A 23436-nucleotide genomic window follows, 5' to 3' on the forward strand; every position below is an offset into this window, starting at 1 on the left:
GACTTACGTCTTACAAAATCATTTTTTCAATTTCTAATACTAAAATTCCTTCGGCACCAAAAGCTTTTAATTGCTCGATGATATCCCAAAAAGTATCTTCTTTAATTACTGTATGAATAGATGACCAACCTTCTTGCGCTAATGGTAATATTGTAGGAGATTTCATTCCTGGCAATAAAGCAATGATTTCTTCTAACTTTTCATTTGGAGCGTTTAATAAGATGTATTTGTTTTCTGAAGATTGTTTTACGGCTTCGATTCTGAATAATAAACGGTCTACGATTGCTTGCTTTTCAGCTTCTAAGTTTTTATTTGCAATTAAAACAGCTTGAGATTCTACAACTGTTTCCACTTGTTTTAAACCGTTTGTTAATAATGTAGAACCTGTAGAAACAATATCAAAAATAGCATTAGCCAAACCAATGCTTGGTGCAATTTCTACACTTCCACCGATTTCTTCGATTTTTACGTTAATACCTTTTTCTTGGAAGAAGTTGCCTAAAATACGAGGATAAGAAGTGGCAATTTTTTTGTTTTTGAAGAATGATAAATCAGTATAAACTTCATCTTTAGGAATAGCTAAACATAATTTACATCCTGCAAAACCTAATTGACGAACAATATTGATGTCTTTATTTTTTTCCCAAACTTCATTTTCACCTAAGATTCCGATATCAGCTACACCTTGTTCTACATATTGTGGGATATCGTCATCGCGTAAGAATAATACTTCGATTGGAAAGTTAGATGATTCGGTTCTTAATTTTCTACCACTAGCAGAAATTTTAATCCCGCAATCCTTTAATAGTTCTAAGGATTTTTCACTTAATCTTCCGCTTTTCTGAATGGCAATTTTTAATTTACTCATTTTATATTTTTTATTAATGAAGTCTGAGTAAAAAGCGGAAAGTGAAAAGTTATTAAACAAAAAAACCGACTGATTTACTCAGACGGTTTTATATTATATTTTAGTTCAATACAGAATACAACATATCAGGCCGCCTGATGGGAGCTATGATGATGATGGATATGATGTGTTTGATTGAAAAACATTTTCTTTTTTTTGCTTGTGCAAAGTTATAAAGGATATATCAGAAATTATTGTTTCGGATAAATTATTTTATAAAATATGTAAATAATAAAGATTAAATCTATTCTATAGAATTTTATTCGGTTATTCAAATCATGAATAGTATATTATCCTTGTAAAGTTATCTTTTTATAAACTTATAAGTGTTACTATCTTTATCAGTGTGTACTTTTATAAAATAGATTCCATTAGATAATTCTTTAACATTCATTTCTGTTGTATTTTCTTTTCTTAAAATGCTGTTTCCATTAAAATCAATAATTTCTAGAGATTTAATATTTGTTATAGAATTTACTTTTAACCAATCTGATGTAGGATTTGGGTAAATAGATATAGTATTAATAGAAACTTCATTGTTTGATAAATGATCTAAATTGACAATTTTTATATTATCTACATTAAAACCTGAATAATTATCAAACTCAAAATCAACTTCGGTTACTTTTTGAATTTGAGAAGGAATAGCAACTGTACGAATGTGATTATTGTTTAAATATAAATCAATTTTTCGTGTATTAAAGTCATAATCAGCTTTTAGATTATACCAAGTGTTTGGTTCCCAGTTCCCAGATGATTGAGATGTTGTTTCATCTCCAATGATTATATCACCTAAAAAATCGAAGTAGAAACCACTAATGTATTCATATTCTCCATTTGTGTTGTCATAAATGCTTAATAAATCATGATCTGATCCATACAATTCTTCCATATTAACATCTGCAGAAATAATAAACTTTTTTGCTTCAGGTAATTTATATACAATTCCGCCCCAATTCCCTTCATTTGCTGGGTCTGCAATAAGCTGGGCAGATAAATTTCCATCAGAATATTTATTATTTGAAACATTTGCATAACCTTCCGTTATGTATCCATAACTTTCCCATGTATTCTGACCAACTAAATATCCTGTTGAATATCCTTCTGTTTCTTCAAAAGAAATATTTTTTTCTTGTGCACTTACTTGATTGAAAATTAATGCAAATAGGGATAATGTAAATAATTTTTTTCTCATCAATGTTAATTCATAGTATTATTGCTATAAATCTATAACGCTAATTTTATTTAATACACATTTTATGTATTTTTTTTATTTAGGGTATAATAATTGGTAAGATTATGTTATTTAAGTAGAATACTTTTACTTTGTATAAAAATTTAGAAATCTATAATTTTTAATGTTAGAGAAAAAAGAAATAAATTACGAAAAAGTAGTTTTGATTGGGTTGGTTACACAAAAGCAATCTGAAGAGAAGCTAACTGAATATATGGATGAATTAGAGTTTTTAACTTTTACAGCAGGTGCTGAAGTTTCTGCTCGATTCACTCAAAAGGTCGATAAACCAGATCCTAAAACATTTGTGGGAAGTGGAAAATTAAATGAAATCTTAGATTATGTTGTTGAAAATAACATCGATACATTAATCTTTGATGATGAATTAACACCATCACAATTAAAAAATATAGAGAAAGTTGTAGAAAGAAAGGTTATTGATCGTACACAATTAATCTTAGATATTTTTGCACAAAGAGCGCAATCCTCTTACGCTCGCACTCAGGTAGAATTGGCACAATATGTTTATTTATTACCACGATTAACTCGTATGTGGACTCACTTAGAGCGTCAGCGAGGTGGAATCGGAATGAGAGGTCCTGGTGAAACTGAAATTGAAACGGATAGACGTATTATACGTGACCGAATTACTTTATTAAGAGAAAAACTGAAAACAGTTGACAGACAAATGGCAACTCAACGTAAAAATCGTGGACAATTAGTTCGTGTTGCGTTAGTGGGTTACACCAATGTTGGTAAGTCTACGTTGATGAATGTTTTATCAAAATCAGATGTTTTTGCAGAAGATAAATTGTTTGCAACATTAGATACAACTGTACGTAAAGTTGTAATTAGTAATTTACCATTTTTATTAACTGATACAGTTGGGTTTATTCGTAAGTTACCGACCCAATTAATTGAGTCATTCAAATCTACTTTAGACGAAGTTAGAGAGGCTGATTTATTGGTTCATGTGGTAGATATTTCTCATTCAAGTTTTGAAGATCACGTAAACTCTGTGAATGAAATTTTGTCTGATATAGGATCTAAGGATAAACCAACAATTATGGTTTTCAACAAAATCGATAATTTTTCTTATGTCAAAAAGGATGAAGATGATTTAACTGAAATGACTTTTGAAAATTATTCTTTAGATGATTGGAAACGTACATGGATGTCAAAAAATGAAAATCAGACTTTATTTATTTCTGCTACAGAAAAAGATAATTTAGAAGAATTAAGAAAAACGATTTATGAAACAGTAAAATCGATTCATATGGAACGTTTTCCGTACAATAATTTCTTGTTTCAATATTATGAAGAGGAAGAAATAAATGAATCTGAAGAATCTGAAGATTAATAATTAAAAAAAAGAGTTCATTTTATGAACTCTTTTTTTTGGATCTATATTTAATGATTATCATTAAATATAGATAATCTTTTATATAAAAGATTATTTTCTCATGACTAGATAAACATTGCGACAGTATCTATAAATTGTTTTTTCTTTTCTAGAAATGCAACATGACCACAATCTAAACGTACTATTTTTATATTGGCTTTTTCTGGAATCACAGTTTCAAATAAATCCACGTTAATCGTTCTATCTTTAGTTCCATTAATTACAAGAATTGGAATGTCTAAATCATACAAAACAAAAGTCCGATCTGGGCGATCGCGCATTCCTTTTAGTGAAGCTTCAATTCCTTCAATAGAAGTTTCTAGAGCTATTTCCTTTAAATAATTCATTTCCTCTTGCAAATTGCTTTTTTCTTCATCATTAAAAAGCATCGGTATACTTAACCTTACAAACAAAGGAAAATTACGTTGCACAGTAGGAATAACTTTTAGGCGTTGTTCTCTCTTTTCATAAGAATCTGGTAAGGAAGTTGAGTTTACTAAAATTATTTTTTCTACTAACTGAGGATATATTTCTCCAATAGCTAAACTTACATAACCACCCATAGAATGTCCAATGAAAGAAGCTTTTTTTATCTCTAGAAAACGAAGTATTCCAACTATATTATCAGCTAAACTTTCCATATAGTTAATTTCATCAATTTGTCTACTTTTTCCATGTCCAGGCAAATCAATCATAATAAGTTGATGTGTCTTCGAAAAATGTAAAACAAAATCATTCCAAATTCTACTATTTTCCATAAATCCATGGAGTAAAACAATTGCTTTTCCTTGTCCTATAACTTGATGATATAACATACTTGAAAGTTTGAGATAAAAATACATTCAAAAAACTTAAAAGGAAACTTCAATTTCACCTCTTCAATTTTTGTATTTTTGAAATCATAAATTTTAGAAAAAAATGATTACTACAATACAATCCTATAATTTAAATCAAGATAATGTTGTCTTTTTGTTAGATAAAAAATCTGATTTTAAAATAGAGAATAATGAATTAATTCAAAACTTAATTGAAGAATTTAAGCAAGGAGATTTAAAATTTGATTATATTAAATTAGGAAAGCAAATTATTGCTTTAGTGGACGATAATCAAGATTTAGAATCATTACGTGTAAATGGGTTCAATGTTCGTCAGCAACTAAATAAAAATGCTGAAGCAATTACATTAATAGGTAGTGGCGACAAAGTTTTAGCTTTAGCAGAAGGATTAGAACTTTCTAATTATCAATTTTTAAAATATTTTAAAGATTCTAAGGATAAACAAAATGCATTAAAAACGATTGTAATCTTAGGAAATGTGCTTATAAAAGACATTGAACAATTAAATAATATAAACAAAGCAGTTTGTTGGGGGAGAGACATTGTAAATGAGCCAAATTCTTTTCTTACAGCTTCTCAATTAGCTACAGAATTACAACAAATAGGTTTAGAATCATCTTTAAAGGTAAAAGTTTTTCATAAAAATGAAATTGAAGAATTAAAGATGGGAGGTTTATTAGCTGTAAACAAAGGATCTGTTCAGCCACCTACATTTACTATTTTAGAATATAAACCAGATAACGCGCGTAACCAAAAACCTATTGTTTTAGTAGGTAAAGGAGTTGTATACGATACGGGAGGTCTAAGTTTAAAACCAACTCCAAACTCAATGGATCTTATGAAATCTGACATGGGAGGTGCGGCTTGTATGGCAGGAACAATTTATGCTGCGGCATTAAATAAATTAGATTTACATATTATAACCTTAATTCCTGCAACTGATAATCGTCCGGGAGGTGATGCTTATGCACCAGGTGATGTAGTTACTATGTATGATGGTACTACAGTAGAAGTTTTAAATACAGATGCAGAAGGTAGAATGATTTTGGCAGATGCAATAGCGTATGCAAATCAGTACGAACCATCATTAATCATTGATGCAGCTACTTTAACAGGTGCAGCTTTAGTAGCAGCAGGGGTAAGAGCTTCTTGTATGATGAGTAATGCGGGAGAAGAAGTTAATAACCAACTAAAAAATGCAGGTAATGAAGTGTATGAACGTTTAGTTGAGTTGCCTTTGTGGGATGATTATAAAGAGCAAATTAAGTCATCTATCGCAGATTTAAAAAATATAGGGGGAAGTTATGCAGGTACAATTACAGCAGGTAAATTCTTAGAACATTTTACAACTTATCCTTTTGTTCACTTAGATATTGCGGGACCAGCCTTTACGACAGCAGTAGAAAATTACAAAGGATTAGGAGGAACTGGAGTTGGAATCCGATTACTAAATCAATTTTTTAAAAATTATAAAGCATAATTCGGTAAAAAAAAACATAAAATAAAAACGCCTTGGATTTACCAAGGCGTTTTTTTTATAAAAAGAAATAGCCTCACAATTAAGAGGCTATTTAGAATATTATGAATTTTATAGTTATAAAATCACGTGGCCTAATTTTGTTAATTTATGGTGATCTAAAATTTTGATTTTACGTCCTTCCACTTCAATTAATCCATCGGTCTTAAATTCTGATATTAATCGGATAGCTGATTCTGTTGCAGTTCCGATTAAATTTGCCATTTCTTCTCTCGTTAAAGAGATATTAATGAAATCATCCTTGTCAGTTCCTAATTTACCTTCTAAAAGTAATAATACTTCTGCAAGACGCTCACGAACTGTTTTTTGAGCCAAATAAGTAATTGTACGTGCGTATTCTCCTAAATCCTTAGCAATACGTTGTAAAATATCAAATGCTAATTTAGGATTATGTTCAAGTAATCTTAAAAAGAATTTTTCTGGAATGTAATAAATCTCAATAGGAGTCATTGCAGTTGAAGAAGCTCCAAAAACTTCTTGACTCAAAATTGATCTATACCCGATAATATCTCCAGCATTTGCAAATCTTAAAATTTGCTCTTTTCCATTAAATCCAATTTTAAATAATTTAGCTGTACCTTTAACTAAACAGTAAATCCCTTTTGGTGTGGCCCCTTCTTGGATGATCTCGTCACCCTTTTTCAATGTTAGAACTTTTTTTTCTTGTTCAAACTCTATTAATTCCTCTTTAGTAAAATTATCAAAACTACTTGGGTTATCAAATAATCTTTTGATAGTTTCTACGTTTTCATTAAATTCTGACATTGCTATTCGTTATGACTTATCTCATACAAAGTTAAGGTTAATTCTGATAAAAGGAAAGTAATTTTGCAAAAGAATATGGCAGATAATTGTTTTCATTGTGGGCAAGAAATTGAAGAAGAGAGAATTCAATTCGATCAAAAAGAATTTTGTTGCCAAGGTTGTAAGACTGTCTATGAAGTCTTAAACGTTAATAATTTAAGTGAATATTATAACTTAAATCATAATGCTGGCGTACGTCCAGATGCGAGAGGAGATCATCAATTTGATTTTCTTAACACCAAAGAAATCTTCGATAAAGTAGTGGATTTCTCTGATGATGGGATTACTGTGGTTACATTTGAGGTGCCAGTTATACATTGTACATCGTGTATCTGGTTATTAGAAAGTTTAGAAACGATTAATCAATCTGTTATTTCTTCAAATGTAAATTTCACTAAAAAAACGGTTCAAATTACATTTCGTGATGAAGAAATTACATTAGGAGATGTAGCTAGATTAATGACTAATCTTGGTTATAAGCCAGCAATTAGTCTTAAATCTATTGATAAAAAAGAGAAACCAAAAGCAGATCGTGCATTAGTTAGTAAACTTGTAATTGCAGGATTTTGTTTCGGAAATATCATGCTTTTATCTTTTCCAGAATACGTAGAAGTTTTTGGAGAAGTTAAAGAACAATGGCTTGAGGAGAATAAAGGGTTCTTTCGATGGGCAATGTTTTTCCTATCATTGCCAGTATTTTTCTACTCTTCCACAGATTACTTCCAATCTGCGTGGCAAGGTTTAAAAAATAAATACATTAATCTTGATATACCTATTGCCTTAGGAATTATTGTGATTTTCTTTAAATCTACCTATGATATTATTTTAGATATTTCACCAGGTTATTTCGATACGTTAGCTGCTTTATTATTTCTTATGTTAACAGGAAAATGGTTTCAGCAACAGACAGTTAAATCTTTAGCGTTTGATAGAGATTATAAATCTTTTTATCCTGTTGCAGTTGCTCGTCTGGAAAAGGAAATTGAAACTCCAATATTACTTTCAGAGTTAAAAAAAGGAGATCGTATTTTGGTTCGTAACGAAGAAATTATCCCAGCTGACGCGATTTTAATCAAAGGTGAAGCTATGATAGATAATTCATTTGTAACGGGTGAATCTCGCTTAATTCCAAAGAAATCAGGTGATAAGATTTTTGCAGGAGGGAAACAATCTGGCCATGCTATTGAACTAGAGATTATTTCTGAAGTAAATCAAAGTTATTTAACGCAATTATGGAATAATGATGCATTTAGTAAACAAGAGTCTGAATTGAATGCTTTAACTAATCACATTAGTCATTATTTTACAATTATTATTTTAGGGATAACTTTAATTTCTGCAATTACTTGGTGGATAATTGACCCATCATTAATTCTTAAAGTAGTAACTTCCATATTAATTATTGCTTGTCCTTGTGCCTTAGGGTTATCCTCACCTTTTATTTTAGGAAATATTATGCGTGTTTTTGGAAATAAGAGATTTTACATCAAAAATACTTCTACAATTGAAAATTTGGCAAAAATAACAGATGTTGTTTTTGATAAAACAGGAACTATTACAGAAAGTGATGATTCAAACATATCATATGAAGGAAAAGTATTATCTTCAGAAAATCAAGTTGTTGTAAGAAGTTTATTACGTAATTCGAACCATCCGTTGAGTAGGACATTACATAGAAAATTAAATGTGAATGACCAATTACATGTGGATGATTATAAAGAAATTATAGGTAAAGGTCAGCAAGGATTTGTGGAAGGTAAACTTGTAAAAGTTGGGTCACGAAGTTTTGTAAATGCGGAAGGAAAAAGTTCTATTAATCAGACTGAAGTTTATATTTCAATTGATAATGTAGTGTACGGAAAATACGTATACAAAAATAGATATAGAAAAGGCCTGAATGAATTGATCAATCAGTTATCAAATTATAAATTACATATTTTATCTGGAGATAATGATTCAGAACGTGATTTCCTTTTATCTATATTTCCAGAGAATGCCACGCTAAAATTTAATCAATCTCCGGCAGATAAACTAGATTATATTAAGAATATGGAGGCTGATGGCAAAAAAGTTTTGATGTTAGGTGATGGTTTAAATGATGCAGGAGCTTTAAAACAAAGTACAGTCGGAATTTCTATTTCGGATGATATGAATAGTTTTTCACCCTCATGCGATGGGATTTTAGATGCAAGGAATTTTAAATTAATTCCAGATTTTTTAAGTTTATCAAAAACATCTATGCGTCTAATAATCATGGCATTTATCATTAGTTTTGGATATAATATTATTGGATTAGCTTTTGCAGTGACAGGATATTTAGAACCTGTAGTAGCGGCTATTTTGATGCCAATAAGTTCGGTATCTGTGTTGTTATTTGCTACGGCTACAACTCGAATATCAGATTATATACATAAATGGAATTTAGAATGAGTTTAAATTAAGTAACTACATTGGCCTCTGACCAAAATCATTGTGATAAGAAGTTGAGGCTTCGTAATTTTGTAAATGATATGGGGATATTATTATTAATGATTATGGTTAGTGTATCGCTAGGTATAATGTTTCTTATATTCTTTTTTGTAGGGTATAAGAAAGGACAATTTGATGATGATGAATCACCAGCAGTAAGAATGTTAAAAGAAGATAAAAAAACTAAGGATAAAATCGACTCATAATGCAAATGCAGACTTTTAGTTACGACAATAAGATCGTAAAGTATTTCGTTTATGCCACATTATTTTGGGCAGTTATGGCATTTTTCTTTGGAGTTTTAGTGGCGACATTGCTTTTCTTTCCAACATTACCAGAGATGATTTTTGGTAGTGATGATGCAACAGTAGGTGGATCAGGAGCAGGAATTCAAGGTCTTGTTAATTCTCAAGGGGTGCTAGGTTATGGTAGGCTACGTATGATACATACCACTTTTGCGATTTTCGCATTCGTTGGTAATAGTTTCTTCATGGGAGCGTACTATTCAATTCAAAGATTGTTAAAAACTAGAATGTACAGCGATGTTTTAAGCTGGACAATTTTCTGGGGATGGCAATTATTTATTGTATCGTCATTTGTAACATTCATTTTAGGTTTTAATACTTCTAAAGAGTATGCTGAACATGAATGGCCAATTGACATACTAATCGCAGTAGTTTGGGTTCTATTTGGAACACAGATGTTCTTAACTATTGCAAACCGTCGTGTACGTCACTTATACGTAGCGATTTGGTTTTTTATTGGTACTTGGGCTGGTATCACAATGTTACACATCTTTAATAACTTAGAGTTACCTGTAACATTCAGCTTATCATCGCCAAAATCTTATTCAGTTTATTCAGGAGTACAAGATGCCTTAGTACAATGGTGGTATGGACACAATGCAGTAGCATTCTTCTTAACAACACCAATTCTAGGTTTAATGTATTACTACGTACCTAAAGCTGCTAATAGACCTGTATTCTCATACAAGTTATCAATTATCCACTTTTGGTCTTTAATCTTTATTTATATTTGGGCAGGACCTCACCACTTACTATACACAGCGTTACCAGGTTGGGCGCAAGCTGTAGGGACAGGTTTCTCAATTATGTTGATCGCTCCATCTTGGGGAGGTATGTTAAATGGTTTATTAACATTACGTGGATCATGGGATAAAGTTAGAGAAAATCCAGTATTAAAATTCTTCGTTGTAGCATTAACATGTTACGGTATGGCAACTTTCGAAGGGCCTTTATTAGCAACAAAAACATTAAATAAAATTGGTCACTTTACTGACTGGGTTCCTGCTCACGTACACGTTGGTACGTTAGGATGGAACGGATTTATGGCGTTTGGTGTTGTTTATTATTTAGTACCTAAATTATTTAATACAAAATTAGCATCTAACAAGCTTGCAAATGCACACTTCTGGATTGGTACATTTGGTATTTTATTTTGGGTAATTCCAATGTACGTTGCTGGTTGGACACAAGGTTTAATGTGGAAACAATTTGCAGAAGACGGAACTTTAGCATATGGTAACTTCTTACAAACAGTTACAATTTTAAAACAATACTTATACCCATTACGTGCATTAGGAGGAACTTTCTATTTAATAGGAGCTATCTTAATGATTATTAACGTAATTAAAACAGTTAAACAAGGTTATTTTATTGCAAACGAAGAAGTATCTGCGCCTGCATTAGCACCTAAAACATCTGCTCGTGCTGAAGGTGAAACTGTTCATACTTGGATTGAGCGTATGCCAATCGTATTAACAATTGGAGCTTTCTTAACATTAGCAATTGGTGGTTTAGTAGAAATTGTACCTACATTAACTGTAAAATCAAATATCCCTACTATTTCTAGTGTAAAACCTTACACTCCTTTAGAATTAGAAGGACGTGACTTATATATCCGTGAAGGATGTAATGCTTGTCACACGCAAATGGTTCGTCCATTCCGTGATGAAGTAAAACGTTACGGTGAATACTCTAAAGCTGGAGAATTTGTATATGATCACCCATTCTTATGGGGATCTAAACGTACAGGTCCAGATTTACACCGTGAAGGAGGTAAAAACCCAGATGCTTGGCATTATAAACATATGTGGAATCCACGTGAAACATCAGATGGATCTATCATGCCACGTTACCCTTGGTTAGCAGAAAACACATTAAAAGATGAGCTAACAAAGGATAAAATGAAAGCTATGGTTTCTTTAGGTGTTCCTTACGAACAAGAAGATTTTGATAGTATGAGAGTTTCTATGGATCGTCAAGCCTTAGCAATTGAAACTAGTATCTTTAAAGATGCACCAGATTTAAAAGAATTCTGGACTGCTAAAGAAGCAGAGGCAAAAGCTGAAGGTAAAGAATTTGCGCCTTTACGTAAACGTGAAATTACAGCCCTAATTGCTTATTTACAGCGCTTAGGAACGGATATCAAAGCAGATCAAGTAGAAACAGCAAGTAATTAATGTTAAAATATTACAAAGATTTTTTCTCTAATTATGAAAATGCAAGTTTAATACAAACTTTAATCCTTTTGGCTTTCATCATATTTTTTGTAGCATTATTCTACATTGTATGGAAGAAACCAAAAGGGTATTATAAAGAGCAGGAAAGTGCTGCTCTAGACATTGACGTAGAAGAGGAGGAAAATGAAAAAAATACTATAAAATGAGACAACGTACCCCGGCTTATATATTTATCCCATTAACAATGATCGCTGTTATTTTAGCGTTCACAATGGTAACGCCAGTTGATGTAGTTGCTGAACCAGGATTCAATGGAATGGTTAACAACTTAATTACTCATCTGTCACATGTAATTCAACAAGGAATAGTTTGGGCTGTTATTGCTATTGCTTTAGTAATGTTATTAATCATTAATGCATTAAACAGAGTAGTAGAAGCACAAAAGTTCAAACAATTAAGTGAAGAAGAAAAACAACAATATTTAGAAGATTCTAAAATTGGATTTTTTAATCGTCTATTTAGTAGTGCTTCTAAAAAGCAAACTGCTGAAGAAGAAGAAGCTATTATTATTGATCACGGATTCGATGGAATTAAAGAGTTAGATAACGCTTTACCACAATGGTGGTTATCATTATTCTACTTTGGTGTAGTTTTTTGTATCACTTACGTATTATCTTATGCATTTACAGATTTCGCTCATCCAGTTTCTGAATTTGAAGCTGAAATGGCTTACTTAGATGAAAGAGATATGAAGTGGGCAGAAGCTAACGATATTACTATCGAAGGTGCTGTTAATAAGTCTAACGATCCTGCAATTGTGGAAGAAGGTGGAAAAATCTTCAAACAAAATTGTGTACAATGTCACTTAGAAGGTGGACGTGGTGGTATTGGACCAAACTTAACAGATGATTACTGGATCAATCATGAGCAAAACGATAGCTTATTCTTGAATATCTATGATATCGTTTACAATGGTGCTCCTCACAATCCTCAGATGAGACCTTTTGGACAACGTAAAGAATTATCTGGATTAGCGATTGAGAAAGTTGCATCTTACGTATATCACATCAATCAAGTTGAGAAATCTTTAACTGAGGCAGATGGAGCTGCTGCTCCTCAAGGAGACTTAGTTGAAAAATGGAAACAAAAATAGATGTTGCTAAACAAATAAATATCATTAACAAAGAGAGCTTATTATAAGCTCTCTTTGTTTTTTTATCGTAAATTTGTTATAAACACAATAGTTTGAAAAATGAGTACATCAGAACAAGATAATAAAGATGAAATTCAATTAGACGTATATTCCGATCCTCAAGATTTGATGACTGAAGATGTACGTAATTCTATTGGAACAATGGAGAAATCCGGAAAAAGAAAATGGATTTATCCTAGAAAGCCAAAAGGAAATTATACTACAAAACGAACGTATGTTAGTTATATTTTATTAGCTATTTTATTTATCACACCCTTTATTACTTTACCAAATGGTAATCCAATTTTAAAGTTTGATGTTTTAAGTAGAGAATTTATTATTCTAGGTTATCCCTTTTTCACATCAGATTTTTTCTTACTAGCCATAGGAGGTATAGCAACATTTATATTTATTATTCTTTTTACAATGGCCTACGGAAGGTTATTTTGTGGATGGGTATGTCCGCAAACTATTTTCTTAGAAATGGTATTTAGAAGGATAGAATATGCTATTGAAGGTGATAGAGCTAAACAGATGCGTTTAGATAGACAAGAATGGGATGAAGAAAAAATAAGAAAGAAATTACTTAAATGGTCAATTTTTGCACTTATATCATTTTTTATTTCAAACGTTTTTTTAGCTTATATAGTTGGTAAAGAAACTTTGATCGAATTAGTGAAAAATGGGCCAATCGAAAATTTCAGTACATTTTTTACACTTATTTTATTTACACTTGTCTTCTATTTTATATTTGCTTGGTTTCGTGAACAAGCATGTACATTGGTATGTCCTTACGGTAGAATGCAAGGGGTATTAATAGATTCACAAACCATAAGTGTAAGTTATGATTATAAAAGAGGAGAAAGAACTGCTGGTCGTGCTCCTTTCAAGAAGAATGAAGATCGTAAAGCCGTAGGTAAAGGAGATTGTATAGAGTGTGGACAATGTGTTGCAGTATGTCCTACAGGTATTGATATTAGAAATGGTATACAACTAGAATGTGTGAACTGTACTGCTTGTATAGATGCTTGTGATGAAGTAATGCTAAAAGTTGGTTTACCTACAGGACTTATACGCTATGCTTCTGAAGATAATATTAAAAATGGTGAGAAATTTAAATTCACTAAGCGTCTTGGCTTTTTTACTTTTGCTTTAGTTGCTCTTATTGGTGTAATGTCAGCCTTTATGTTTAATCGATCAGATGTTGAATCTAAATTTTTAAAAGTACCAGGGTCTGGATTTACAACACAAGGAGAATACTATGTTAATCAGTTTGAATATACATTGTATAATAAAACGACAGAAGATCAATTCGTGAAAATCAAATTATTATCTCATAAGAATACTAAAATTGAAATGTTTGCTGGGGATAATAATTTAGCGTTAAATAAAGGTGAAATTATTCAAGGAAAATTCTATATCAAAATTCCTAAAAATGAAGTGAAATCTTACAAAGAATTAATTGTTGTAGGGTTAGTAAACGAAAAAGGAAAAGTAATTGATAAATATAAAACAAGTTTCTCTTCACCATATAAATATTAAATTATGAAATTAAATTGGGGGCATTATATTGCCATAGCATTAGGATGTTTTATGATTTTTATCTTATCACTGTTGTTTTCTTCAGGAGATTCTGGTCATGCAATGGTAACAGAAGATTATTACGAAAAGGAACTATACTTTCAAGATGAAATTAATTCTGAAAAAAATGCCAATGCGTTAGCTGAAAAGCCTGAAATTAATATACAAGCTAATGGTTTTGTTTTAACTTTTCCAGAGGCCTTAAAGGATTCTAAAGGTGAAGTATATTTGATGCGAAATAATAATGAATTACAAGATGTTCGTTTACCGCTAAAAATTGATAGTAAAGGAAGAATGCTTATCTCATCTGCTAAGTTAGTAGAAGGAGAGTATGAATTGTTTCTAAAATTTAAAAATCAAGATCAAGATTATCTGATTAAAAAATCCATTAAATGGATTTCACAATAATAATATTAGCTTTAACAATAGGACTTACTTCATCTCTACACTGTGTAGGGATGTGTGGTCCTATTGCTTTATCATTAGGTTTGAATGCTGAAAATAGACTTAAGTTTTCAATACGTAATCTTACCTATCAACTAGGTCGTGTAACGACTTATACAATACTCGGGGCGTTTTTAGGAATTATAGGCGAATCATTTTCATTCGCTGGTTTACAAAACTTTTTGAGTATAGGAATCGGAATTTTAATGATTGTTATGGTCATGATTCCTAAATTCTACGAAAATGGTGCAACTTCATTAAAGCCTATCAATTTTATTATGATAAGAGTAAAAATGATGTTAGGAAAACACCTTATAAAAAAAGATTCTTCGTCTCTTTACATAATAGGAATCTTAAATGGACTTTTACCATGTGGAGCTGTTTATGCAACATTAACTGCTGCTGTAGCTATGGGATCTATATTTAAAAGTGCAACATTTATGTTTTTCTTCGGGTTGGGGACATTACCATTAATGTTTGCAACACTATTGTTTGGTAACTTCTTATCTGCCAAACAGAGACAAAATATCCTTAAAATTTTACCAATTATTACTCTAATATTAGGCGTCTTATTTATTCTAAGAGGTCTTGAATTGAATATTCCATTTATATCACCATCATCCGAAGCTCTTCAATTAAACGGGATGGAAGATCACTCTATGTAAATCTTAAACATTAACTAAAAAAAAGTTAATATGTTTAAATAAATTGTATTTTTGACTTTGTTGTAAAAAACTTAATAAGAATATAATACATAGAAATGATAACACAATTAAGAGGAAAGTTAGTAGAAGTTAATCCTACTAATGCTGTAATAGATTGTAATGGAGTTGGATATTGGGTTAATATTTCTTTAAATACATATTCAGCCTTAGAGTTAGAAGAATTAATCACACTTTACACACAGTTAATTGTTAGAGAAGATGCGCATATACTTTATGGTTTTGCTACAAAATCTGAACGCGAAATTTTCTTAAAATTAATCAGCGTTAATGGCGTTGGTCCAGCTTCTGGTATGATGATGATATCAACATTATCTGCGCAAGAAATTGCAAATGCAATTGCAAATGATCAAGTTGGAGTACTACAAAGTGTAAAAGGTATTGGAGCTAAAACTGCACAAAGAATCATCATTGATTTGAAAGATAAATTAGATCCAACTTTAATTCTTAATGTTAATTCAGGGCCAGACAAAAATAAATCTAAAAATGAAGCGTTATCTGCTTTAGAAGTTTTAGGAATTCCTAAAAAATCAGCAGAAAAAGTAATGGATAAGATTCTTTCTACTTTTCCAGATGCTGATGTGGAATTTTTAGTTAAAGAAACCTTGAAGAAAATTTAATGAAGTTAGATCGAAAGAAAAAGTCTAATCAGTATCGTAAATCTACGATTGCATCGTTGTGCCTATTATTTGCGATAGGGGCATCTACAACTGCAATTGCACAAGACGCTACTGATACCATCAAATTTCCTATTCGCAACCAAACCGGAGGATTATTTTTAGACAACCAAATTACTTATGAGATAACGTATGATCCTATTTTTATGCAATACAGTATTGTACCTAAAATTGGAAATACATTAGCTGGTGATCCAATTATTTTGTCTCGAAAAGAATATTTAGAATTGGTTCAGAACGAGGATATGAATTCATATTATCGTACAAAGTCAAGAACGAATGATCAATATTATCGAGAACAACAATTCGGAGATAAAGTAAAAGACAAAGAAGGTAGTATTTTACCTAGTTTCAAAGTAAAATCAAAAGCTTTTGAAACAATATTTGGTGGGTCAGAAATAAAATTAATTCCTCAAGGATATGCAAATTTAGATTTAGGCGTTTATCTTCAAAAGATCGACAACCCATTATTATTACCCCAAAATAGACAAACCCTAACTATGGATTTGCAACAGCGTATGCAAATGAGTGTTTTGGGTAAAGTCGGGGAAAATTTACAATTAAAAGTTAACTACGATACTCAAGCTGGTTTTGGTTTTGAAAACCAAATGAAATTACAGTGGAGAAAAGCACTAGGGAATAAGTTAGATCCATTCGGTGGAGAAGATGATATTCTTCAAAACATCGAAGTTGGTAATATAAGTATGCCCCTAAGTACTTCATTAATTAGTGGAGCACAATCTCTTTTTGGAGTGCGTGCAGACATGCGTTTTGGGCGTACAAATGTAACAACTGTATTTTCTGAACAACGTTCTGAAGCGAGAAATATTAGTGTGCAAGGAGGAGGAGTGATGTCCAATTTTAAGATTCCTGCAGAAAAATATGAATACAATCGACACTTTTTTGTAGGTCATTATTTTCGTGACCAATATGATCGTGCATTAGCCAACTATCCAACCATAAATAGTAAAATTAATATTACTAGAATGGAGGTTTGGAAAGTGGATAGATCAGGAGGAAATCAGGAAAATAGACGTTCTATTATTGCCATTCGTGACGTTGGTGAAAATGGAAATACCTACCCAGATCGTGATAATGATCAATTATATAACTCGATTAATAGTATCGGGAATATTCGTAATCTTAGTACAGCTAGAACTGTATTAAATGGATATGCTAGTGGTAATGAAACTTTCAGAGATGGAGAGCATTATTTAGTTAATGAAAATGTTAGAAAATTAGATCCTTCTGAATTTTCATTTGATGCTCAATTGGGATATATTACATTAAATTCTCCCTTAGTAGATGGGGAAGATTTACTAGCTGTATCTTTTCAGTATACTTTAAGTGATAATCCAACTAAGGTGTATAAAGTTGGGGAAATGTCGGATGAATATGATAAGACATTAATTACAAAATTAGTAAAGCCAAATTCAGCGGTAAATTTAGCGTCTCCAATGTGGGATTTGATGATGAAGAATATTTATTCATTAGAAGCTTATGGAGTAGATCCACAAGATTTTACAATGAATGTAACCTTCAAGGATAATTCAGAAAATTCTTCAGGAACTATAAACTATTTACCTAATACACCAACAGATAATCGTCCATTAATTCAGGTTCTGAATATGGATAGATTAAATCAGAATGGTCAACCAAGTGAGGATCCAAATGGAAATACAGGAGATGGTATTTTCGATTTTGTGCCTGGTATTACAATTGACACTCAGCGAGGATCAATTATTTTCACGTCAGTAGAACCTTTTGGTTCTTATTTGAACAGAAAATTACAAGGTCAAAATCCAGAATATGTATTTAATGAAATTTACCGTAAGCTTCCGAATGTATTAACTGCAGAGAAGTTAGCTAATCGTTACCATTTAGAAGGTCGTTACAAAGGTACTGTAGGAGATGGAATTTCACTAGGCGCATTTAATGTTCCACAAGGTTCGGTAAAGGTTACTGCAAATGGGGTCACATTAGTTGAAGGAGCAGACTATACGGTAGATTATCAATTAGGACGTGTAAAAATATTAAATGAACAATTAAAAAATTCTGGAACACCAATTAATATAAGCCTAGAAAATCAATCTACATTTAATCTTCAGAAAAAACGTTTCATGGGAGTTAATGTGGAACATAGATTTTCTGATAAATTTATGGTTGGTGGTACAATAATTAATTACCAAGAAAGACCGATTACTCAAAAAACTCAATTTGGCTCTGAGCCTGTAAACAATACAGTTTTTGGTGTTAATACGCAATATAATTCACAATCAGAATTCTTAACTCGTATTACAAATAAAATTCCTGGAATTAAAACAGACGAAGTTTCGAATATCAATTTCCAAGCAGAAGGGGCTTATTTATTACCAGGAATTAATAAAACAACAAGTGGATTTTCTTACATAGATGATTTTGAAGATGCACAATCTCGAATCAATTTATTAGATGTAGCCTCATGGAAATTTGGTTCTACTCCAGGACGTCCTGCAGGTTATAACCAGCAAAGTTTCCACCCTTATTTCCCGAACGGAACTGCAGACAATAGTTTAACGTACAATAATGGACGTAAAATGATGTCGTGGTATTCGATAGATCCTAGATTCTATGGATTAGGAGGAAGTTCTCCAGTTTCTGATGCTGCAATTTCTAACCATAAATCTCGTCGAGTATTATTACGTGAACTTTTTGATCAGCGTGATGTTATGGCAGGTACCAACTCTTATATTAATACAATGGATATTACATTTTATCCAGAAGAAAGAGGTGCTTATAACGTAAATCCAAATGCCAATGATACAAAATCATGGGCAGCTATGATGCGACCAATTAATGTTTCTAACTTCCGTGATTCTAATGTGGAATATATTGAATTTTGGATGATGGATCCTTATGCTGATGGAAATGGTGGTGAAGGTGAATTATTAATCCATTTAGGTAACGTATCTGAAGATATCCTAAAGGATGGTGAAATGTCTTACGAGAATGGATTGCCATATGCAGGAAGCGAAACACAAACAACAGAAACTAATTGGGGGAAACAACCCGCTATTAATCCTGTTTTATATGCTTTTGGAACTGAAGGTGAAAATAGAAAACAACAAGATTTAGGATTTAATGGTATAAATGATGAAGAAGAGGCCGTTAAATATGGATTTACTTCTAATAATACTATTACAGGAGATTTAGACCCTGCTAATGATAATTATCTTTTTTATCTGGATCAACGTTACAACTCACATCCTTTAGGAGATAACATCCCTGATAGATATAGATTTTTTAGAAATCCACAAGGAAATAGTTCAACTGAAGACCCATTAGCAGCATCAAGTTTAATTCCTGATGTTGAGGATATAAATGGAGATTATAATTTAGACCAAACTGAAAATTATAATCAATATTCCTTAAAAATTACTCGTCAAGATTTAGAAAATACCGAAAACAAATTTATAGTTGCGAGAAAAGAATCTCCTGTAGAATTTGCAAATGGACAAAAGTCAACTGTAAAATGGTACCAAGTACGTATCCCAGTAGATGGTTATGATTTAGATATTGATGGAGATGGAGTAGAAGAATTAAACAATGAACAATCTATTGCTCAGGCAGAAAGTGTATTATCATCTGCACGTTTTATGCGTATGGTAATGCGTGGATTCGACGAGCAAACTACGATACGTTTAGGTTCGTTCGACTTAGTTCGATCAGAATGGAGACGTTATCCAAAAAATATTTTCCCTTATATTATTAATAATGAAGAAGGGGCGCAAGAAGATCGTAACATTGGAGATTTAGAAATTGGAGAAGTTAATATTGAACAAAATTCAACAAATAGACCTCCTTACAAAATTCCTCCTGGAGTTTACCGTGAGCAAACACAAGGAGCAACAGGTTACCAAAGTCAGAATGAGTCATCTTTAACATTAAAGGCAAAATTTAAAGGAGGAAGTACATCTAAAGCAATTTTCAAAAATGTTAATTTAGATTTACGCCGTTATAAAAAATTAGAAATGTTTGTCTCTGCACAAGATTTAATTAATCGTGCAAATGCAAATTTAGACCCAGATACAAAGTTATTTATTCGTGTAGGTAGTGATTATACAGATAATTACTATGAATATGAAATGCCATTAAAATATACAGCAATCTCAGCAATGAGTGAAAATGATATTTGGCCACAAGAAAATAAAATAGAATTAAACACAGATTTATTCACGGATGCGAAAAAGCTAAGAGATTCAGAAAATTTCAGTACAAGAAATCGTTTTGCATTTCCTATTGATGAAGCAAACCCGTTGAAGTCTGTATATGTAAAAGGTCGTCCAACGTTAGGGAATGTTTCTTCTTTAATGATCGGTATTCGTAACACAGGTGGATCATCAGATAAAGAAGTTTTACTTTGGGTAAATGAATTACGCTTAAGTGAAATTGATAATGAAGGTGGATATGCTGGTGCTGCAAGTTTACAATTTAACTTAGGTGATTTTGCAAACGTACAATTATCTGGTAGCACAAGTTCGGTAGGTTTTGGTGCAATAGATCAAGGGCCAGCAAACCGTAACCAAGATGAGACAACAGAATATGCACTGAATGCGGAAGTTAAATTAGATAAATTTTTACCAAAAAAATGGGGAGTAGAAATTCCATTTAATTTCACAATGCAAGAACGTTTTGTAGATCCAAAATACAATCCGTTGGACAACGATATTGAGTTTGATGAAGCTCCTAACAAAGAAGAATTAAAAGAAATTGTTAGAACATACACGCAATATAAAAGTTTTGCCTTTAATAATATTCGTAAGATAAGAGCATCAAAGAAAACACCTCGTTTTTATGATGTGTCTAATTTCTCATTGTCTATGATGTATGCCAACAATTACTACCGTGATATATATACAGAATATATGGTAGATCAGCAATTGCGCGCATCACTTAACTATAATTATCAATTTAAAAATAAACCTTTTGAGCCTTTCAAAAAATGGAAAGCAGCTCAACAGTCAGAACCGTCTGGAAAATATTTACAATTCGCTAAAGAATTTAATATAAATCCGATTCCGACAAGATTTTCTTTCAGAACAGAAGTTGCGCGTACATATAGCGAAAGACAATACCGCGATCTTAATCAATATTTAGGAGGGTCTAGTGCATATATGGCGCCATATTTCAGTAATAATTTCTTGTTTTCGTGGCAATATAATTTAGGATTTGATTTAACGAAATCATTACGTTTAGATTTAACAGCATCTACAACTACGCTAAATGATGGAGAAATGTTTTATAAAGCAGATCAATCTTTAATTTGGCAAAATTTATTAAAAGTTGGTCGTCCAGTAAATTATGATCAGCAAGTACAATTAAATTATAAATTACCATTAAAGTTCTTTCCATATCTTAATTGGGTAAATATGGAACTTGCTTATACAGCTAATTATAACTGGCAAGCAAATTCATTAGCAACTCGTAGTTATAAAGAATATGATAACAATGGAACTATTATTAGAACGCATAATTTAGGAGATGGATTTGCTCAGAATTCTAATTCAATTAGTTTAATTGGAGATATGGATTTCTCGCGTTTTTATCCAGAATTTAAAGGATATAAAAAGTTTGATTCAATCTTAAAAGGGCGTCGTGCAGAAATAGATTCTTTAAATACTGTATACTCTGAATTTGCTTTGAAGAAAAATAAACGTAAGTCTAAAAACGATTATAAATTCAAAAATAAATTTAGAGGAAAAGATTACGGATGGATGGTGTTGTCTTCTATCAAACGAATTAACTTTAACTATAACCAGACGAACGGAGCTGTAATTCCAGGATTATTTTCGGAGCCAGGATTCTTCGGAACAAATAGTAAAGGTGCGCCAACATTAGGATTCATTTATGGATCACAGTTCGATATCAAAGCTCGTTTAGTAGAAAGAGGATTAGTTTCGGATAGTGATTTAATGACAGATCCATATCAAATTAATAAAGGAAGTAACTTTAATGCAAATGCATTAATTGAACCAATTCCAAATTTGAGAATTGATTTAAATGCAAAACGTACAAAAGATAATAGATTATATCATACCGGATTTAATACTTTTGAGTGGATTGAGGATCCAATTACAGGAGAATCTGTAAGAGGAAATTATCGTCCAAATCCATACATAGATCAATTAGGAAACTTAAATGTTTCTAACATTAATATTGCAACGGCTTTTTCTGATCGTGATCAAATATTTTCTCAATTCTTAACAAATGCGAAAGTAATTTCACAACGACTAGGTGGTCAATTAGCAAGTCAAGGTGACTTTGTAGATGGATATAGCATTACCAACCCAGATGTAGCATTACCAGCTTTTGTCTCTGCGGTTGAAGGAAAAGATGCAAGTGGTGCAAACTTAGGATACAATAAGAAAATTCCTTTACCAAACTGGCGAGTGGCGTATAATGGACTAAAAAGTATACCTATTATTAATAAATATGTAGACCAGATTGAAGTTTCGCATGCTTATAATTCTAGTTATACAGTAAGTAATATACAATCAAACCCTAATTATTATTTTAGAGATAATCCTAACGTAATAGGGAAAGATATTACAGGAAATTATTATTCTCAAAACCTATTTGGTACTGTAGCAATGATTGAGTCATTTTCTCCATTAGTAGGAGTAGATGTTACGTTCCGTAATAGTATGCAAGTTCGTGCACAATACAACAGAGACCGTATGTTGTCTTTAAGCTTAAGTAACTATACTTTATCAGAAGATTATGGGTCTGAGTTTATTGTAGGATTTGGGTATATTTTCAAAGATTTTAAAGTGAAATTACGTTACCAAGGTCAACAAAAAACGGTAAAAGGAGATTTAAATATTCGTGGAGATTTATCTGTTCGTGATAATGAAACAAGAATCAGAAGATATGGTGAGATGTTCGCTTCTAGTACAATAGATCCTAATATTACAGAGGATTATTCACAAATTACTGGAGGACAAAGAATAATGTCATTCAAATTATCAGCAGATTATAATATTAGCCAAAGTCTGAATTTAAGATTTTATTGGGATCAAATGATGAGTGAATATAAAATTTCTACAGCATTCCCAATTTCTCAAATTCGTGCCGGATTTAGTGCTACATTTACATTCGGAAATTAATAAA

The 23436-nt window shown here is 31.5% G+C and carries 16 protein-coding genes; 12 read left to right on the top strand and 4 right to left on the bottom strand.

Translation table 11 applies throughout. The annotated features are described in order from the left end of the window. Positions 1 to 10 precede the first annotated feature (10 nt). Positions 11 to 868 (bottom strand): ATP phosphoribosyltransferase, encoded by an 858-nt coding sequence (gene hisG / locus IM532_RS06145; RefSeq protein ID WP_194182573.1) that lies wholly within the window; start codon positions 866 to 868, stop codon positions 11 to 13. A 343-nt stretch (positions 869 to 1211) separates the two neighbouring features. Continuing rightward, a complete protein-coding gene (locus IM532_RS06150) occupies positions 1212 to 2102 on the bottom strand; it encodes a T9SS type A sorting domain-containing protein (RefSeq protein ID WP_194182574.1) in 891 nt (296 codons plus the stop codon). 163 nt (positions 2103 to 2265) lie between these two features. Here IM532_RS06150 and hflX point away from each other — a divergent pair, with 163 nt between their 5' ends. Next, positions 2266 to 3501 (top strand): GTPase HflX, encoded by a 1236-nt coding sequence (gene hflX / locus IM532_RS06155; RefSeq protein ID WP_194182575.1) that lies wholly within the window; start codon positions 2266 to 2268, stop codon positions 3499 to 3501. Between the two features lie 107 nt (positions 3502 to 3608). Here the strand turns inward: hflX and IM532_RS06160 are convergent, their stop codons facing one another. Next, complete coding sequence (locus IM532_RS06160) at positions 3609 to 4358, bottom strand: alpha/beta fold hydrolase (protein WP_194182576.1); 750 nt, start codon at positions 4356 to 4358, stop codon at positions 3609 to 3611. Positions 4359 to 4461: 103 nt separating this feature from the next. Between IM532_RS06160 and IM532_RS06165 the strand changes: the two genes are divergently transcribed. Further along, entirely contained in the window at positions 4462 to 5859 is a 1398-nt protein-coding gene (locus tag IM532_RS06165; protein ID WP_194182577.1) for a leucyl aminopeptidase family protein, read from the top strand. Between the two features lie 114 nt (positions 5860 to 5973). On the opposite strand, the gene IM532_RS06170 is transcribed toward IM532_RS06165, so the two are convergent. Continuing rightward, on the bottom strand, positions 5974 to 6681 hold the full coding sequence (locus tag IM532_RS06170) for a Crp/Fnr family transcriptional regulator (RefSeq protein WP_194182578.1): 708 nt from the start codon (positions 6679 to 6681) through the stop codon (positions 5974 to 5976). Positions 6682 to 6756: 75 nt separating this feature from the next. Between IM532_RS06170 and IM532_RS06175 the strand changes: the two genes are divergently transcribed. From IM532_RS06175 to sov, 10 genes are all read left to right on the top strand, one after another. Then, entirely contained in the window at positions 6757 to 9150 is a 2394-nt protein-coding gene (locus IM532_RS06175) for a heavy metal translocating P-type ATPase (protein ID WP_194182579.1), read from the top strand. A gap of 80 nt (positions 9151 to 9230) precedes the next feature. Further along, positions 9231 to 9395: a cbb3-type cytochrome oxidase assembly protein CcoS gene (gene ccoS, locus IM532_RS06180; RefSeq protein ID WP_194182580.1), complete on the top strand. Its 165-nt coding sequence runs from the start codon at positions 9231 to 9233 to the stop codon at positions 9393 to 9395. Further along, positions 9395 to 11671 (top strand): cytochrome-c oxidase, cbb3-type subunit II, encoded by a 2277-nt coding sequence (gene ccoO, locus IM532_RS06185; RefSeq protein ID WP_194182581.1) that lies wholly within the window; start codon positions 9395 to 9397, stop codon positions 11669 to 11671. The genes ccoS and ccoO overlap by 1 nt, the downstream gene beginning before the upstream one ends. Continuing rightward, a complete protein-coding gene (locus tag IM532_RS06190; protein WP_194182582.1) occupies positions 11671 to 11877 on the top strand; it encodes a cbb3-type cytochrome c oxidase subunit 3 in 207 nt (68 codons plus the stop codon). Before ccoO ends, IM532_RS06190 begins: the two co-directional genes overlap by 1 nt. Then, complete coding sequence (locus IM532_RS06195) at positions 11874 to 12824, top strand: cbb3-type cytochrome c oxidase N-terminal domain-containing protein (protein WP_194182583.1); 951 nt, start codon at positions 11874 to 11876, stop codon at positions 12822 to 12824. Before IM532_RS06190 ends, IM532_RS06195 begins: the two co-directional genes overlap by 4 nt. Positions 12825 to 12992: 168 nt before the next feature. Beyond that, positions 12993 to 14405 (top strand): cytochrome c oxidase accessory protein CcoG, encoded by a 1413-nt coding sequence (ccoG, locus tag IM532_RS06200; RefSeq protein WP_394368347.1) that lies wholly within the window; start codon positions 12993 to 12995, stop codon positions 14403 to 14405. A gap of 3 nt (positions 14406 to 14408) precedes the next feature. After that, the gene (locus IM532_RS06205) at positions 14409 to 14852 is read left to right on the top strand and encodes a FixH family protein (protein ID WP_194182585.1); all 444 of its coding nucleotides are present in this window, start codon (positions 14409 to 14411) and stop codon (positions 14850 to 14852) included. Beyond that, positions 14837 to 15553: a sulfite exporter TauE/SafE family protein gene (locus IM532_RS06210; protein WP_194182586.1), complete on the top strand. Its 717-nt coding sequence runs from the start codon at positions 14837 to 14839 to the stop codon at positions 15551 to 15553. Before IM532_RS06205 ends, IM532_RS06210 begins: the two co-directional genes overlap by 16 nt. 95 nt (positions 15554 to 15648) lie before the next feature. Beyond that, positions 15649 to 16230: a Holliday junction branch migration protein RuvA gene (ruvA, locus tag IM532_RS06215; protein WP_194182587.1), complete on the top strand. Its 582-nt coding sequence runs from the start codon at positions 15649 to 15651 to the stop codon at positions 16228 to 16230. Continuing rightward, complete coding sequence (sov, locus tag IM532_RS06220; protein WP_194182588.1) at positions 16230 to 23432, top strand: T9SS outer membrane translocon Sov/SprA; 7203 nt, start codon at positions 16230 to 16232, stop codon at positions 23430 to 23432. The genes ruvA and sov overlap by 1 nt, the downstream gene beginning before the upstream one ends. Positions 23433 to 23436 lie beyond the last annotated feature (4 nt).

This window comes from Faecalibacter rhinopitheci (genome assembly GCF_015234135.1).
Lineage (GTDB): Bacteria > Bacteroidota > Bacteroidia > Flavobacteriales > Weeksellaceae > Empedobacter > Empedobacter rhinopitheci.